20 protein-coding genes are annotated in these 14,557 nt (G+C 41.3%); 16 read left to right on the forward strand and 4 right to left on the reverse strand.

Annotated features, from left to right (window positions below; genetic code table 11):
* Positions 1 to 20: 20 nt before the first annotated feature.
* The 4 genes from PCNPT3_RS01095 to PCNPT3_RS01110 all read right to left on the reverse strand — a co-directional run bounded on the left by PCNPT3_RS01095 (position 21) and on the right by PCNPT3_RS01110 (position 6,930).
* Complete coding sequence (locus PCNPT3_RS01095; protein ID WP_015464025.1) at positions 21 to 2,804, reverse strand: Ig-like domain-containing protein; 2,784 nt, start codon at positions 2,802 to 2,804, stop codon at positions 21 to 23.
* A gap of 11 nt (positions 2,805 to 2,815) precedes the next feature.
* Positions 2,816 to 3,898, reverse strand: a complete 1,083-nt coding sequence (locus tag PCNPT3_RS01100) for an outer membrane beta-barrel protein (protein ID WP_015464026.1) — start codon at positions 3,896 to 3,898, stop codon at positions 2,816 to 2,818.
* A 369-nt stretch (positions 3,899 to 4,267) separates the two neighbouring features.
* Positions 4,268 to 4,960 (reverse strand): pseudouridine synthase, encoded by a 693-nt coding sequence (locus PCNPT3_RS01105; RefSeq protein WP_015464027.1) that lies wholly within the window; start codon positions 4,958 to 4,960, stop codon positions 4,268 to 4,270.
* Positions 4,951 to 6,930, reverse strand: a complete 1,980-nt coding sequence (locus tag PCNPT3_RS01110) for a GNAT family N-acetyltransferase (RefSeq protein ID WP_015464028.1) — start codon at positions 6,928 to 6,930, stop codon at positions 4,951 to 4,953. The genes PCNPT3_RS01105 and PCNPT3_RS01110 overlap by 10 nt, the downstream gene beginning before the upstream one ends.
* Before the next feature lie 558 nt (positions 6,931 to 7,488).
* Here PCNPT3_RS01110 and rpsJ point away from each other — a divergent pair.
* The 16 genes from rpsJ (at position 7,489) to rpsH (ending at position 14,553) form a co-directional block, all read left to right on the forward strand.
* Complete coding sequence (rpsJ, locus tag PCNPT3_RS01115) at positions 7,489 to 7,800, forward strand: 30S ribosomal protein S10 (protein ID WP_011771756.1); 312 nt, start codon at positions 7,489 to 7,491, stop codon at positions 7,798 to 7,800.
* Positions 7,801 to 7,814: 14 nt separating this feature from the next.
* A complete protein-coding gene (gene rplC / locus PCNPT3_RS01120; RefSeq protein WP_015464029.1) occupies positions 7,815 to 8,453 on the forward strand; it encodes a 50S ribosomal protein L3 in 639 nt (212 codons plus the stop codon).
* 14 nt (positions 8,454 to 8,467) lie between these two features.
* Positions 8,468 to 9,073, forward strand: coding sequence for a 50S ribosomal protein L4 (gene rplD / locus PCNPT3_RS01125; protein WP_015464030.1), 606 nt, complete (start codon positions 8,468 to 8,470; stop codon positions 9,071 to 9,073).
* A complete protein-coding gene (rplW, locus tag PCNPT3_RS01130; RefSeq protein ID WP_015464031.1) occupies positions 9,070 to 9,369 on the forward strand; it encodes a 50S ribosomal protein L23 in 300 nt (99 codons plus the stop codon). Before rplD ends, rplW begins: the two co-directional genes overlap by 4 nt.
* Positions 9,370 to 9,380: 11 nt before the next feature.
* A complete protein-coding gene (gene rplB / locus PCNPT3_RS01135; RefSeq protein ID WP_015464032.1) occupies positions 9,381 to 10,208 on the forward strand; it encodes a 50S ribosomal protein L2 in 828 nt (275 codons plus the stop codon).
* A 14-nt stretch (positions 10,209 to 10,222) separates the two neighbouring features.
* Entirely contained in the window at positions 10,223 to 10,498 is a 276-nt protein-coding gene (gene rpsS / locus PCNPT3_RS01140) for a 30S ribosomal protein S19 (RefSeq protein ID WP_015464033.1), read from the forward strand.
* An 8-nt stretch (positions 10,499 to 10,506) separates the two neighbouring features.
* Positions 10,507 to 10,842, forward strand: a complete 336-nt coding sequence (rplV, locus tag PCNPT3_RS01145) for a 50S ribosomal protein L22 (RefSeq protein WP_015464034.1) — start codon at positions 10,507 to 10,509, stop codon at positions 10,840 to 10,842.
* A gap of 3 nt (positions 10,843 to 10,845) precedes the next feature.
* A complete protein-coding gene (gene rpsC, locus PCNPT3_RS01150) occupies positions 10,846 to 11,535 on the forward strand; it encodes a 30S ribosomal protein S3 (RefSeq protein ID WP_015464035.1) in 690 nt (229 codons plus the stop codon).
* Positions 11,536 to 11,547: 12 nt separating this feature from the next.
* Entirely contained in the window at positions 11,548 to 11,958 is a 411-nt protein-coding gene (gene rplP / locus PCNPT3_RS01155; protein ID WP_015464036.1) for a 50S ribosomal protein L16, read from the forward strand.
* Positions 11,958 to 12,149: a 50S ribosomal protein L29 gene (rpmC, locus tag PCNPT3_RS01160; RefSeq protein ID WP_015464037.1), complete on the forward strand. Its 192-nt coding sequence runs from the start codon at positions 11,958 to 11,960 to the stop codon at positions 12,147 to 12,149. The genes rplP and rpmC overlap by 1 nt, the downstream gene beginning before the upstream one ends.
* A complete protein-coding gene (gene rpsQ, locus PCNPT3_RS01165) occupies positions 12,149 to 12,400 on the forward strand; it encodes a 30S ribosomal protein S17 (protein WP_015464038.1) in 252 nt (83 codons plus the stop codon). Before rpmC ends, rpsQ begins: the two co-directional genes overlap by 1 nt.
* A gap of 174 nt (positions 12,401 to 12,574) precedes the next feature.
* Complete coding sequence (rplN, locus tag PCNPT3_RS01170; RefSeq protein WP_015464039.1) at positions 12,575 to 12,943, forward strand: 50S ribosomal protein L14; 369 nt, start codon at positions 12,575 to 12,577, stop codon at positions 12,941 to 12,943.
* 9 nt (positions 12,944 to 12,952) lie between these two features.
* Positions 12,953 to 13,267: a 50S ribosomal protein L24 gene (gene rplX, locus PCNPT3_RS01175; protein ID WP_015464040.1), complete on the forward strand. Its 315-nt coding sequence runs from the start codon at positions 12,953 to 12,955 to the stop codon at positions 13,265 to 13,267.
* A gap of 12 nt (positions 13,268 to 13,279) precedes the next feature.
* Positions 13,280 to 13,819 carry a 50S ribosomal protein L5 gene (rplE, locus tag PCNPT3_RS01180; RefSeq protein ID WP_015464041.1) on the forward strand — a complete coding sequence of 180 codons (540 nt, stop codon included), beginning with the start codon at positions 13,280 to 13,282 and terminating at the stop codon, positions 13,817 to 13,819.
* Positions 13,820 to 13,829: 10 nt separating this feature from the next.
* The gene (rpsN, locus tag PCNPT3_RS01185; protein ID WP_015464042.1) at positions 13,830 to 14,135 is read left to right on the forward strand and encodes a 30S ribosomal protein S14; all 306 of its coding nucleotides are present in this window, start codon (positions 13,830 to 13,832) and stop codon (positions 14,133 to 14,135) included.
* Between the two features lie 25 nt (positions 14,136 to 14,160).
* Positions 14,161 to 14,553, forward strand: a complete 393-nt coding sequence (gene rpsH / locus PCNPT3_RS01190) for a 30S ribosomal protein S8 (protein ID WP_015464043.1) — start codon at positions 14,161 to 14,163, stop codon at positions 14,551 to 14,553.
* The last annotated feature ends 4 nt before the right edge of the window (positions 14,554 to 14,557 follow it).

The raw sequence follows: 14,557 nt of genomic DNA on the forward strand, positions 1-14,557 counted from the left end.
TAATGCACCGCCAATGTGAATTATTCTATGACATTTAACGTTTCTTGTTCAACCTCAAAATCAAGGTAAGTGGCGCGGATATCAACGGCCCCGAGTTGATAAGCGACGATAGTATTAGCATCAATAAAGTTTGCAATATCAGGTTGTAAACTCGTTAATGTCGACTCGCTAGTGACGTCAATGAGAGAACAATCGGGATAACTACGCGTGACAGTATAGGTTAATTTCTCCCCCACTCGGATATTTGGATTGTTGGGTGTTATTTGTACGTTTGGAGTGCACGCAGCCGTAATATGAATCTGCGCTTCAGGACTACTAATACCGCTAAAACTTGCTTGAACATATGAATCTCCAATATTTTCAGGCGTAGCAAGCCCCCCTTGCTCGCCAGACGTGACAATACTCACAATCTCTGTATCACCAGTGGTCCATGTTGCAAGCTTGGTGATATCACTCTCTGATGAATCAGAATATAAACCGCGTGCATTATAAAAAACATGTTGTGTCGCGTTTATCGTCGTATCGTCAGGCGTCACGATAATCTCTGTTAATTCGACATTTCTTATACTTAGAGATGTATTTTCAGTTAATTTTTGATAGCTTGCTTGGATGCTCACTTGACCTACTTTTATGGCAGTTGCTAACCCTATCTGGTCAATACTAGCGAGATCAGGGTTACTGGAAAGCCATTGTGCATCTTTACTCACATCCTCTGTCGAATCATCGTCATAGGTCGCAATTAATTTATATTGCAGGGTGGTTTCTACGATGAGAGTTTCGTTTAAAGGTTGTATCTCAATAGAGCGTATAGGGGATTTCCTGACTGTCGTATTGTTGATGGCGGTAGCACCTGAAAAAGTAGCGCTAACGACGGTTGAACCTACCTTTAATGCTACGATAGTGCCTGATTTATCTGCGCTGTTATCAATAGAAGCAACATCATCATCGCTCACTGACCACGCTGCTAAATTAGTGACGTTGATGTCGTTACCATTTTTATAATGTGCAATAGCGATAAGTTTATTTTTTTGGCCAACTTGCATTGATAATTTTTCTGGTGTGATGCGCAAACTGTCAAGAGTCGTATCTAGGGTTGTTAATGCTGCAGTGCTTTGCTTATCCTGATAAGTTGCAGTGATAATAATGGGGGCATCAGAATATGTGAGAACACTAGCAAGGCCTTCGTCATTAATGCTGACACTGCTCGGGTCATTACTTTGATAAGACGCGTGTTGGGTTTGAAGACTGCTTGTTTTGTCACTAAACAGGGCGAAAAGTTGGTATTGTTGGCTGACACCGACAGGAAGCTTGGCAGTCTTAGGACTTAAGATCACTGATTCAAGTGTGGCACTTGTTACAGTGAATTTGGTTTTAACTTGTATATTTTTAAAAGTAGCAATGACGTCAGTTTCGCCCACTAAGAGAGCCTCAGCAAATCCGCCGTGATCACCTAAAGGTACAATCGATGCAATACGGCTATCACTCACTGACCAATTAACGAGAGTGCTAACCACTTCAGTTTGATCATCCGAATAGGTTGCTAGCGCCTCGAACTGCACGCTGTGACCTTTTGCTATTTTTGTATTTTGAGGGGTAATTTGTAATGAGGTAAGGATAGCATCATCAACATTCAAGGTAGTGGTTTTTGTTACTCCTTGATAAATTGCTGAAATATTTGTGCTACCAACCTTAAATGTGCTGGCGCTACCGTTACTATCAATTTTTGCAATATCAGTATCATCAGAAACCCATTGTACTTGTTTTGTAATATCGTATTTATGCATGTCAGAGTAAGTGCCATAAGCTTGATATTGGACTTCATTACCTAGCTGAGTTGTTTTATTAATAGGTGTAATATTGATTTTCTTTAAGACAGCATCATTTACGGTGACAGCGGTTGTCGCGCTCATCGAGTTAAACGTTAAACTAATATCTGTTAGACCTATTGTACTGGCAATGGCGTCCCCAGCATTGATACCCGATTCGACAATACGTACTACACCCGTATCATCACTGTGCCAGGTAACATCGCGGGTAATATCTTGGGTTGTTCCATCACTATAATTGGCTTTAGCGTGATAAACACCCATTTTCCCCACGGGATATATACCATTATCGGGAGAGATAGAAATACTTTTTACGCTTGCATTTGAGACCTGAAGTGAGGCGCTTGCACTGAGTGTTTGAGCGCTTGCTTGGTTATTAAATTGCACCTTTATTTTTGTATTACCTTCCTCTAGCGCACTGACTAAAGCTTGCTCATTGACGCTTGCAATATTTTTGTTTTCAACACTCCAATCACTATTTTCTGTGATATCAATAGAGCGTCCATCGGTTAAAAGGATAAAAGCATTATATTGTTTACTGGTGCCTTTACTTAAAATCTGTGTACTTGGCACAATATTAACTGTTTTTAAACTGCCTTGAATAATAGTTAATTGCGCTTTTGCCAAGTGCCCAGAATATTGGGCTGAGACGATCACGTCCCCTATTTTTTTAGCAATTAGCCTGCCATTTTTGTCGATGGCAGCGAGTTCAGGATCGCTTAAACTCCATTTTACTTGATCTGATACATCTTCTTTTTTGCCATCCGTAAAAATAGAATACACATTAAATTGCTGTGTCATACCCGTTAATAGCGATACCTTGTTGGGTGAAATCATTAAATAGGATAGATCAAAACAAGGAGAATGTTGAGGATCACAGGTTGGCCCAGGAAATCCCGAGTCGGTATTATCACAAGCACTTAAGAATAAAGTACAAAGAAATAAAAATAGGATATTGAGTTGTTTTATTTTAGGCATGATCATTTCACTTACTGATTAGAATTAAGGGCGGGTAATAAAATATCGACGCGCCGATTTAGGTGGCGATGTTCACGACTATCATTTCCAATAATGGGGTCGCTTTCGCCTTTATAAACTTCTGTGATTTGTGAGGCTTGTACGCCACGATCTAAGAGTGTTTTTTTGATGCTTTGTACGCGCTGTTTAGAAAGTTGTAAGTTAAACGTCTCTTTTCCCGTGTTATCGGTATAACCCGTTAAAACGACGGTTGCTTTTTTATAGGTGGTGAGGCGTGTTATTGCTATATCTAGATCGTGTTCTAAAAGTAGATCTGTTTGTGCAAAATCAAATAAAATACGACTTTGTATTGTCTCTAAGTACACAATTTCGAGCGGAGCCGGTTTGCTTAAAATACGTTTTTCGTGCTTAAATTGATAACTAATACCGAGGCTACTCAAATGCGCATTTGCCCCACCAATTTCAGCGCTACCTATATTTGCAAAATATTGATATTCTAAACGAGCCTGCCATTGCTTCGATATTTGATAACTCAGCCCAAGGCCTATTGTTGGGGAAAGGCCATAATCTTTTTGAGTGAGTGGTCCACCTTCACTTTTTGCTTGCCAGTTAAAAACACCTGCTTTAGCAAATGCGTTGAAATCGTTACTCAAGGGATATAAAGCTAATGCGGATATTTCAATGCCTTGCATTGAGCCTGTAAAGTTTTTTTCTGCCTCATTAATAGGATAAATCGCATCTACTTTTCCTAAGTTTAAATAAGCGGCCTCTAAGGCGAAGTATTTATTAAATTGATAGCCGGCATAAAAACCACCTGCAATATCCGTTGCATCACAATCGATAGCCCAAGACTGACAAGCGTTTTGATAATGGTTTACTGATAACTTCGCGCCGACATAGGCAAAAGCATGTTGCTGTAGGGCGCTCAAGTTTTCATTATCTTTTTTTTGTATTGCATTCGCACTCATTGAGATGCACAAACTAAATAACAACACCATCAGGAGAATAAAAGGTTTTGTGAGCAGAGGATGAAAAGCAAGGAGATACATTTTCTTTAGATTTAAATGCTCATGTGATTTTATTATAGATATCAATGTGATAATCCTTCATAGTTTTATTTTTGTAATGGTCGTCTGTTTTTATGCTTAGCACTGATCAGTTGTTGATCGTATTTATCATTGAATTGTAATCTACATGCTAAAGCCATGTAAAGATAAGTTGTATTTTATGTTGGTTTTTATAGATTAGTCTGTGTTTTTTGTTTGATATAAAATATCCGCAATATATTTTAAAAGTGAGAGAGGGACTGCACTGATCGGGATTATATTTATGTTTTATTTATAAAGAGGAGGGGTGGTGTGGTATACGCTGAGTAAATTCGTCGATCAGCGTTATTGAAACGTTGATAGGGTTTATTATATGCACTGCCATGTTTATTCATGGCGGTGCAATAATGATTGTTATTATTTGATACTACTGACTTCTTTGTCGGTTAAATAACGCCATTCACCCAGCGCCAACGTATTATCTAATTCAATATCACCAATTTTTTCGCGATGTAGCTCAATAACAACATTACCAATCGCACCAAACATGCGTTTTACTTGATGGTACTTACCTTCGGAAATACTTAAGATCACTTCAGTAGAAGACAAAATATTAAGCTCTGCAGGTAGACAAGGTTGATTTTCACTTTTAAGTTGGATGCCGGCTTTAAAAAGTGCGACTGCATCTTCACAAATAGGCGCGTCTAATCCAACGCGGTAGCGTTTAATGCACTTATTACGAGGACTGGTAATTTTATGTGACCATTTGCCATCATCTGTTATCAAGGTAAGACCTGTTGTGTCTGCATCTAAGCGTCCTGCAATAAATAGCAGTTCTTTTTTATCAACATCAACTAAGTTAAATAAACTCGGTAATTGTTCATCTACGTTAGAGCAGATAAAGTTTTCCGGTTTATTGAGCATCATATAACGAGGACCGCGGATCGCAATGGTTTTACCATCGAAAACGATCACAGCATCTTTACGTGGTTTAAAAGCACAGCTTCGGATGATTTTATCATCGCAAGTAATGCGGCCTTGGCTAATGACTTTTTTAGCTTGGCTACGGGTGAGTGTGGTTGACTCACAAATGGTTTTATCTAAGCGCATGATATTTCTTCTATTAATTGTTTAATGGTGGTGCGTAAAATAAGCTGAGCTTGCGTTTTTCCTTGCAGGTGGCAATGCAAACAAATATCGGCCCAATTTCTATTTTGTAGAATTTTTTGTATTGTAATCTTTTGTTGGTTTTTATCCAGTACACTTAATGAGTTGTTGAAAATAAGTTCAACTAAACTTTTCTCTACAAACTCATAAGGTAGGTCGCCATTAATATAACTGTGCAGTCGCTCAAAATCTTGTGCCTCTGTGAATTTATTCTTATGTCCTTCTATTAATAGGATCATCAATAAAAAGGGATCAAGTTGCTGTAGATGCCGACTTATTTGCATGGCGAGTTGCTGTTGAAATTGTAGTTCAATAATGCAATGCAATGCTTTTGCGCGCGCTGATAGGGCTTGATTGACAATAAACGAATGCGTTGCACTACTTTTATCTAGGGTTATGCCAATACGTAAAGTGCGAAAGCCTAAGCGTTGCCAAAAGGGCAGTAATTGCTGGGTTGCCCCAAAGGCTGCGCAGAGGTGATCCATGTTTTCTTGTATTGCCCAGTCTTTTATTTTTTGAACAAAGACATGTCCTAAACCTTGGCCTTGTAACGTCGGATGAATAGCAATGCGCTGAATACGTGCATAGCGATGCGTGGCAGCAAAGCGCTGTGCACAGTGGAACGTTAACGACTGCGCAATTAAATGCCCTTTAATACGCCGTTTCCCTAAATAAATCTGTGTACACAAAGCAGAGTCTAATGCGCCTTCATGGTTAATAATGCTAACCCCTAAAACTTGCTCATGTTGGCAGAGTAGAAAAATCGACAATTGAGGGTCGTTAAGAAGTTGTTCTAAATCGGAAGGCTTAGTTTGATAGTGAGCGTTAACCAGAAGGGCGAAGAGCGTATTTAATAAAGGCGGATCGCAAAGTAGCTGTTGCGCACTCATTTGTATCAATTGTAGTGTTTGCTGTTTGTTATAACGGGGATCTGGCGTATTACTCTTGGTTAAACATAATGAATTTAAAGTAAAGGCTTCAAGGGGATCAAAGTTATCCCAGCGTATCGGCTGCTCTAAGCGTAACGCGCGCCATTGCGGTGCAATGTTAGTGAGTTCTTTTTGAAAGCGTAATGCAAAGCCCCGGCCGGAGCCTTCATAACCATCTAATGTGGTGGCAAATACTAAACGAGAGTAATGAATGCTGATTTGCATTAATAAAGGCACAGGTATAGCGGCTGCTTCATCAACTATCAGTAAATCACAAGAGGGCAGTTGCGCAATAAGGGCATCAGGGGCGATAAAAGAGATCCCCGCACTTTGAGCGCAGTGACGAAAGAGCGTTGCGCTGGCTTTTTTATTGGGCGCGCAAATCAGTATGTTTTTATAACCCATCGCAATTAATTGTGCGCTTGCAATCCCTAAGGCTGCTGATTTTCCTCGGCCTCTGTCGGCGCTTAAAACTAACGGTCTACGCCGCCGACCTGTAACGGTTTTAATAATGGCGTCGATAGCGAGTTGTTGCTGCTCTAAGTGTAAGTCCTTTTTATGCGCATCTTGAATTTCGATGCTTGGCACTTGCAGGGCGCCTTCTTGGAAAGCTGGGAAGGAATAATGTTGGAGCTGCATATCTATATATTGATAGAAGTGATCGTTTTTATCTATCTGCGCGGGGCCTAATAATAAGAGTATACCGCCACCGCGCAGCGTACCACTGCTGGCCGCAAACAAATTAGCATCAAAGCGTTGGTGTGCATTAATGATAAGCACCGAGGTTTCTTGGCCTAGGATCTGAGCATATTGTTGTGTTGGTATTGCACTGGGCGCATCACCTAACCAAAAATAAGGCGCGTGTATTTCCGCTATAATGCGTTGCGCTTCCTTATAACACCAAGAGAGAGATCCCTGTAAACGAATTAATTGGCGATGATTATTAATATGATTGATATGCACCTGTGATCCTATATTGAACATTCGAAGATCCTAGTCTAGCAGATGATCTATACCCATGTTACCTCAAGATGCTTTATCAGGTGAGAGCTCAGATAGCAATTCAAGGCGCCACCCTTGTTAATGGTTATTCCCTTTTCATTGCTTGCAACGCACAAGTGTTATTCGAGCTAGCGCCCCGAAGAGCAAGCCAACTTGAACTTATCGTAGACGTTGATATGTTGTTATAAAATATCAATATTGAATAATACTGTTTCGATTTTATGCCGAGAAGCTAAGCCAATCTGGCTTGCTGATTTTGCATCTTGAAGTATCAAGGGTATGCATGATCCTTTTGTTTGTTTATTGTGCAACACAGTTAATAAAAGCTTGCTTTATGTGCGCTGTACTGTATTATGCCTTCACCTGCTCATGTAGCAGGCGGGCAACAGGCCCATAACCTGAAATTAAAGTTTAGACTTTAGGTTATCAAAAGCTTCCGATTGGGAAGCATAAGTTTGAATAGACACTTGAAATCCATCTCGCATGGGTTGTCAGGTGTTTATTTGTATGTCGTATTTTTAACTATTGGAGTTTTGGTCCATGCAGAACCAAAGAATCCGTATTCGCCTTAAAGCTTTTGATCACAAACTGATCGATCAATCAACGGCGGAAATCGTTGAAACTGCAAAGCGCACAGGTGCTCAGGTACGTGGTCCTATCCCACTACCTACTCGTAAAGAGCGTTTCACCATACTAGTATCACCGCATGTAAACAAAGATGCGCGTGACCAGTATGAGATCCGCACTCACAAGCGCTTGATTGATATCGTAGAACCAACTGAAAAGACTGTTGACGCACTAATGAAGCTAGATTTAGCTGCTGGCGTTGATGTTCAAATCAGCTTGGGCTAGAAGGAGTTACAACAATGACAATCGGTCTAGTAGGTCGTAAAATTGGTATGACTCGCATCTTCACTGAAGATGGTGTTTCTATCCCAGTTACAGTTCTTGAATGTACACCTAACCGAGTTACTCAAGTGAAAACACTTGATACTGATGGCTACCAAGCTATCCAAGTAACAACTGGCGCTAAGAAAGCTAGTCGTGTAACTAAACCAGAAGCTGGACACTTTGCGAAAGCAGGTGTTGAAGCGGGTCGTGGTCTTTGGGAATTTCGTCTTGAAGAAAACGAAGGTACAGATATCAAAGTTGGCGCTGAGCTAAGTGTTGAGCTTTTCAATGATATTACGAAAGTAGATGTAACAGGTCAGTCAAAAGGTAAAGGTTTCCAAGGCGGTATTAAGCGTTGGAACTTCTCTATGCAAGACGCAACTCACGGTAACTCACTATCACATCGTTCTAATGGTTCGATTGGTATGTGTCAAACACCTGGTCGTGTTTTCAAGGGCAAAAAAATGTCTGGTCACATGGGTGCTGAGCGTGTAACAACTCAGAACCTTGAAGTTGTTCGTGTTGACGTTAAACGTAACTTACTGCTCGTTAAAGGCGCAGTACCTGGTGCGAAAAACGGTAACGTGTTCATTAAACCTGCTGTTAAAGCATAACCAAGGATTTAGTAATGGAATTGGTATTGAAAGATGCACAAAGTGCACTTGAAGTTTCTGACGCTACCTTTGGACGTGAATTCAACGAAGCCCTAGTTCATCAGGTAGTCGTTGCTTATGCAGCTGGTGCTCGTCAAGGTACTCGTGCTCAGAAAAATCGTTCTGATGTTAGCGGTGGCGGTAAGAAGCCATGGCGTCAAAAAGGAACGGGCCGAGCTCGTGCCGGTACAATCCGTAGCCCTATTTGGGTTGGTGGTGGTGTTACTTTTGCTGCGCGTCCTCAGGACCACAGCCAAAAAGTTAACCGTAAAATGTACCGCGGTGCAGTGAGAAGCATTCTGTCTGAACTTGTTCGTCAGGATCGTCTAATCGTTGTAGAGAACTTTACTGTTTCAGCTCCGAAAACCAAAGAGCTTAAAGCGAAACTTAAAGAAATGGATCTGAAAGACGTTCTGATTATTACTGAAGAATTAGATGAGAATCTATTCTTAGCTGCACGTAACCTCTACAAAGTAGATGTTCGTGATGTTCAAGGTATTGATCCAGTAAGTCTTATCGCATTTGATAAAGTTGTGGTAACTGCTAGCGCAGTTAAAAAGATTGAGGAGAGCTTAGCATGATTAGTGAAGCACGCTTATTACAAGTGATCCTAGCACCGCATATCTCTGAAAAGGGAACTTTATCTGCTGAGAATCACAACACTGTTGTATTCAAAGTTGCAGGTAATGCAACTAAAGCAGAAATCAAAGCAGCAGTTCACAAACTATTTGAAGTTGAAGTGACTGGTGTTCGCACACTAAACGTGAAGGGTAAAACCAAGCGTACAGGTCAACGTATTGGTCGCCGCAGCGACTGGAAAAAAGCATACGTTACACTTGTTGAAGGTGCAGACATCGATTTCGCTGGCGCTGAGTAGAGGAATTATAAATGGCTATTGTAAAATGTAAACCTACCTCGCCAGGTCGTCGCCACTTAGTTAAAGTGGTAAATCACGAACTGCACAAAGGTAAGCCATACGCTCCACTTTTAGAAGCAAAATCTAAATCTGGTGGTCGTAATAATGGTGGTCGTATTACGGTTCGTCATATTGGTGGTGGTCATAAACAACACTATCGCCTTGTTGACTTTAAACGTAATAAAGACGGTATCCCAGCAAAAGTAGAGCGTTTGGAATATGATCCAAACCGTAGTGCAAACATCGCACTCGTTCTTTATGCTGATGGTGAACGTCGCTATATACTAGCGCCTAAAGGCCTAGTTGCTGGTGATATGATCCAATCTGGTGAAGATGCAGCGATCAAAGTGGGTAACACTTTGCCAATGCGTAATATTCCAGTAGGTACAACAGTACATGCTGTAGAGATGAAACCTGCTAAAGGTGCACAAATTGCACGTTCAGCTGGTGCTTACAGCCAAATTGTAGCTCGTGATGGTGCATATGTAACTCTACGTTTACGTAGTGGTGAAATGCGTAAAATCCTTTCTGAGTGTCGTGCAACAATCGGTGAAGTTGGTAATGCAGAACATATGCTACGCCAATTAGGTAAAGCTGGTGCTACGCGTTGGCGTGGTATTCGTCCTACCGTTCGTGGTGTTGTAATGAACCCAGTAGATCACCCACATGGTGGTGGTGAAGGTAAAACATCGGGTGGTCGTCATCCTGTGTCTCCTTGGGGTGTCCCAACGAAAGGCTACAAAACTCGTAAGAACAAGAGTACTGATCAGTACATTGTTCGTCGTCGTAATAAGAAATAAGCAGAGGTATCGCCATGCCACGTTCTCTCAAGAAGGGTCCATTCATTGACCTACACTTGCTGAAGAAGGTAGAGAAAGCGATGGAAAGCGGAGAGAAAAAACCAATTAAGACTTGGTCTCGCCGTTCAATGATCATTCCAGATATGATTGGTCTAACCATCGCTGTCCATAACGGGCGTCAACACGTGCCAGTATTTGTAACCGACGAAATGGTCGGCCAGAAACTGGGTGAATTTGCACCAACTCGTACTTTCCGTGGCCATGTCGCGGATAAGAAAGCGAAGAAATAGAGGTTATTATGGAAGCTTTAGCTAAACATTTATACGCTCGTTCTTCTGCTCAGAAAGCACGATTGGTAGCGGATCAAGTACGTGGTCTTACAGTAGAAAAAGCACTTGAACTTTTAGCATACAGCCCTAAGAAAGCTGCTGTGTTAATCAAGAAAGTAGTTGATTCTGCTATCGCAAACGCTGAGCATAATGAAGGCGCTGATGTTGATGAACTAGTTATCACAAAAATTTGTGTTGACGAAGGTCCAACAATGAAGCGTATTATGCCTCGTGCGAAAGGCCGTGCCGATCGTATTATGAAGCGTTCTTGCCACATCACAGTAGTGGTATCAGACAGGGGTTAAGCAATGGGACAGAAAGTTCATCCTAACGGTATTCGCCTAGGTATCACTAAAGCATTTAGCTCTACTTGGTATGCTGGCAAAAAAGAATTTGCAGATAATCTATTTAGTGATCATCTAATTCGTAAATTCTTAACAGAGAAACTGAAAAATGCTTCTTTGTCTAAAGTAACAATTGAACGTCCTGCTAAAAGTGTTCGTGTGACTATTCACACTGCACGTCCAGGCGTTGTAATTGGTAAAAAAGGCGAAGATGTTGAGAAGCTACGCACAGCTATTGCTAAAATGGCCGGCGTTCCAGCTCAAATCAATATTTCAGAAGTTCGTAAACCTGAACTTGACGCAAAACTAGTTGCAGATTCAATCTCATCTCAGTTAGAGCGTCGTGTAATGTTCCGTCGTGCGATGAAGCGCGCGGTTCAAAATGCTATGCGTCTTGGCGCTAAAGGCATTAAAGTTCAAGTTAGTGGTCGTTTAGGTGGTGCAGAAATCGCACGCGCTGAATGGTATCGTGAAGGTCGTGTACCTCTACATACTCTTCGTGCTGATATCGATTACTCAACGTCTGAAGCGTTAACAGTTTACGGTATCATCGGTGTTAAAGTTTGGATATTTAAAGGTGAAGTTCTAGGTGGTTTACCACTACAACAAGAACAGCAACCATCTAAACCAAAACGCAAAGGTCGCGGTAAGTAGGAGTAATATCTAATGATGCAACCAAAACGTATGAAGTTCCGTAAAATGATGAAAGGTCGCAACCGCGGTCTTTCTAAAGGTACGGAAGTAAGCTTTGGCGAGTTCGGACTGAAGGCTACTGGTCGCGGTCGTATTACTGCTCGTCAAATTGAAGCTGCGCGTCGTGCAATGACACGTCACGTGAAGCGTCAAGGAAAAATCTGGATCCGTGTGTTTCCTGATAAACCGATTACTCAGAAGCCTCTTGAAGTGCGTCAGGGTAAAGGTAAAGGTAACGTGGAATATTGGGTTGCTCAAACTCAACCAGGTAAAGTTCTGTATGAAATGGCGGGTGTACCAGAAGCTCTAGCGCGTGAAGCATTTGCTTTAGCTGCTTCTAAATTGCCATTATCTACAACTTTTGTAACTCGTAAGGTGATGTAATGAAAGCTAACGAACTTAAAGATAAAAGTGTTGAAGAGCTTGAAGCTGAGCTTTTAAACTTATTACGTGAGCAATTTAACTTACGTATTCAGTTGAGCACTGGTCAGTTAGAAAAACCACACGCAGTTAAAAATTTGCGTCGTGACATTGCCCGTGTTAAAACTGTACTAACTCAGAAGGCAGGTGCGTAATGAGCGAATGTAATACTCGTACTCTTCAAGGCAAAGTAATCAGTGCTAAGATGGATAAATCTATCGTTGTAGCTATCGAACGTAAAGTGAAGCATCCGTTATACGGAAAATTCATGAAGCGTACGACTAAGATACATGCACATGATGAAACAAACCAATGTAGTGAAGGCGATCTCGTTAAAATTAGCGAATGTCGTCCTTTATCTAAGACTAAGTCTTGGACATTGGCTGAAATCGTAACTAAAGCGTAATTTATTTGTAATAAATTACTCAATAGTTACATATGTATAAACGGCGCTCATGAGGGTGCCGTTTTTTTAAACTATCTTTCTAAGAAAAGTGATGGTATGATGCCGTTCCCTTATTTTAAGGGGTAAACCACTCTTAGTTAGAGAGTATCAATTGTAAAATAGCGGAGCACTGTAATGATCCAGATGCAAAGTGTGCTTGACGTAGCCGATAATTCCGGCGCTCGACGCGTAATGTGTATTAAGGTCCTTGGTGGCTCGCATCGCCGTTATGCAGCAATCGGTGACATCATCAAAGTATCTGTGAAGGAAGCAATTCCTCGCGGTAAAGTAAAAAAAGGTGATGTTCACACTGCTGTGGTAGTGCGTACCAGAAAAGGTGTACGTCGTCCCGATGGTTCTGTAATTCGTTTTGATCGCAACGCTGCGGTCATGCTGAATGCAAACAACCAGCCTATCGGTACACGTATCTTTGGCCCTGTAACTCGTGAACTTCGTAATGATAATTTTATGAAGATTGTTTCACTGGCGCCAGAAGTACTGTAAGGAATCGAAATGGCAGCAAAATTAAAGCGTGACGATGAAGTAATTGTAATAGCCGGTAAAGACAAAGGTAAAACTGGGAAAATTTCTACAGTTTTAGCGAACGGTAAAATAATTATTGAAGGTGTGAACACTGTTAAGAAACATCAAAAGCCAAACCCGCAAGCGGGCGTAACTGGTGGTATTATTACTCAGGAAGCACCAATCGAAGTATCAAATGTTGCGATCCTTAACCCAGCAACGGGTAAAGGGGATCGTGTTGGATTTAGAATTGAGAACGAACAAAAAGTCCGTTTTTTCAAGTCTAATAATGAACTTGTGAAGTAACTGGAGTTTACGATGGCGAAACTGCATAATTTCTATAAAGACAACGTGGTGTCTGATTTGCAAAAGCAATTCGGCTACACGTCTGTTATGCAAGTCCCTCGAATAGAGAAAATCACCCTTAACATGGGTGTTGGTGAAGCACTGGCTGATAAAAAAGTCCTAGAGCATGCAGCGTCAGATATGGCACTCATCTCAGGTCAAAAGCCAATGATCACTAAAGCACGCCGCTCAGTGGCAGGCTTCAAAATTCGTGAAGGCTACCCAATTGGTTGTAAAGTAACATTACGTGGAGCACGTATGTGGGATTTCTTTGAGCGTTTGGTAACAATCGCTATCCCTCGTGTACGTGATTTCCGTGGCCTAAATGCTAAGTCATTTGACGGTCGTGGCAACTACTCTATGGGTGTACGTGAGCAAATCATTTTCCCTGAAATTGATTACGATAAAGTTGATAAAGTACGTGGTTTAGATATCACAATTACGACATCAGCTAAGACTGACGAAGAAGGGCATGCATTACTTGCAGCGTTCAACTTCCCATTCCGTAAGTAAGGTGTAAATAATGGCTAAACAATCAATGAAAGCGCGTGAAGTAAAACGTACGAAGCTTGTTGCAAAGTTCGCTGAAAAGCGTGCTAATTTAAAAGCAATCATCAGTGGTATTGACTCTAGCGATGAAGATCGTTGGAATGCAGTATTACAGCTTCAAACGCTACCTCGTGATTCAAGCTCATCTCGTCAACGTAACCGTTGTCGTGTGACTGGACGTCCACATGGTTATCTTCGTAAATTTGGCATGAGCCGTATTAAGGTTCGTGAGCATATGATGCGCGGAGAAATCCCTGGCCTGAAAAAAGCCAGCTGGTAATCAATCAATCACGGAGTAAAAAGTTATGAGCATGCAAGATCCTATATCGGATATGCTTACGCGTATTCGTAACGGTCAAGCAGCAAGCAAAGTATCTGTAAAGATGCCTTCTTCTAAGCAAAAGGTTGCAATTGCAGCTGTGCTTAAAGCAGAAGGTTATGTTACAGAATACGTTGTTTCTGGTGACACAAAGCCTGAATTAGAAGTTACTTTAAAGTACTTCGAAGGCAAAAAAGTTATCGATACTATTAAACGAGTTTCTCGTCCTGGCCTACGTATCTACAAAGGTGCGTCTGACTTACCAAAAGTTATGGCTGGTTTAGGTATCGCGATTATTTCAACTTCACATGGTGTTATGACTGACCGTGCTGCGCGTAAAGCGAGCATCGGCGGTGAGATCATCTGTTACGTATCATAAGGAG

The sequence above is a fragment of the Psychromonas sp. CNPT3 genome (genome assembly GCF_000153405.2).
Lineage (GTDB): Bacteria > Pseudomonadota > Gammaproteobacteria > Enterobacterales > Psychromonadaceae > Psychromonas.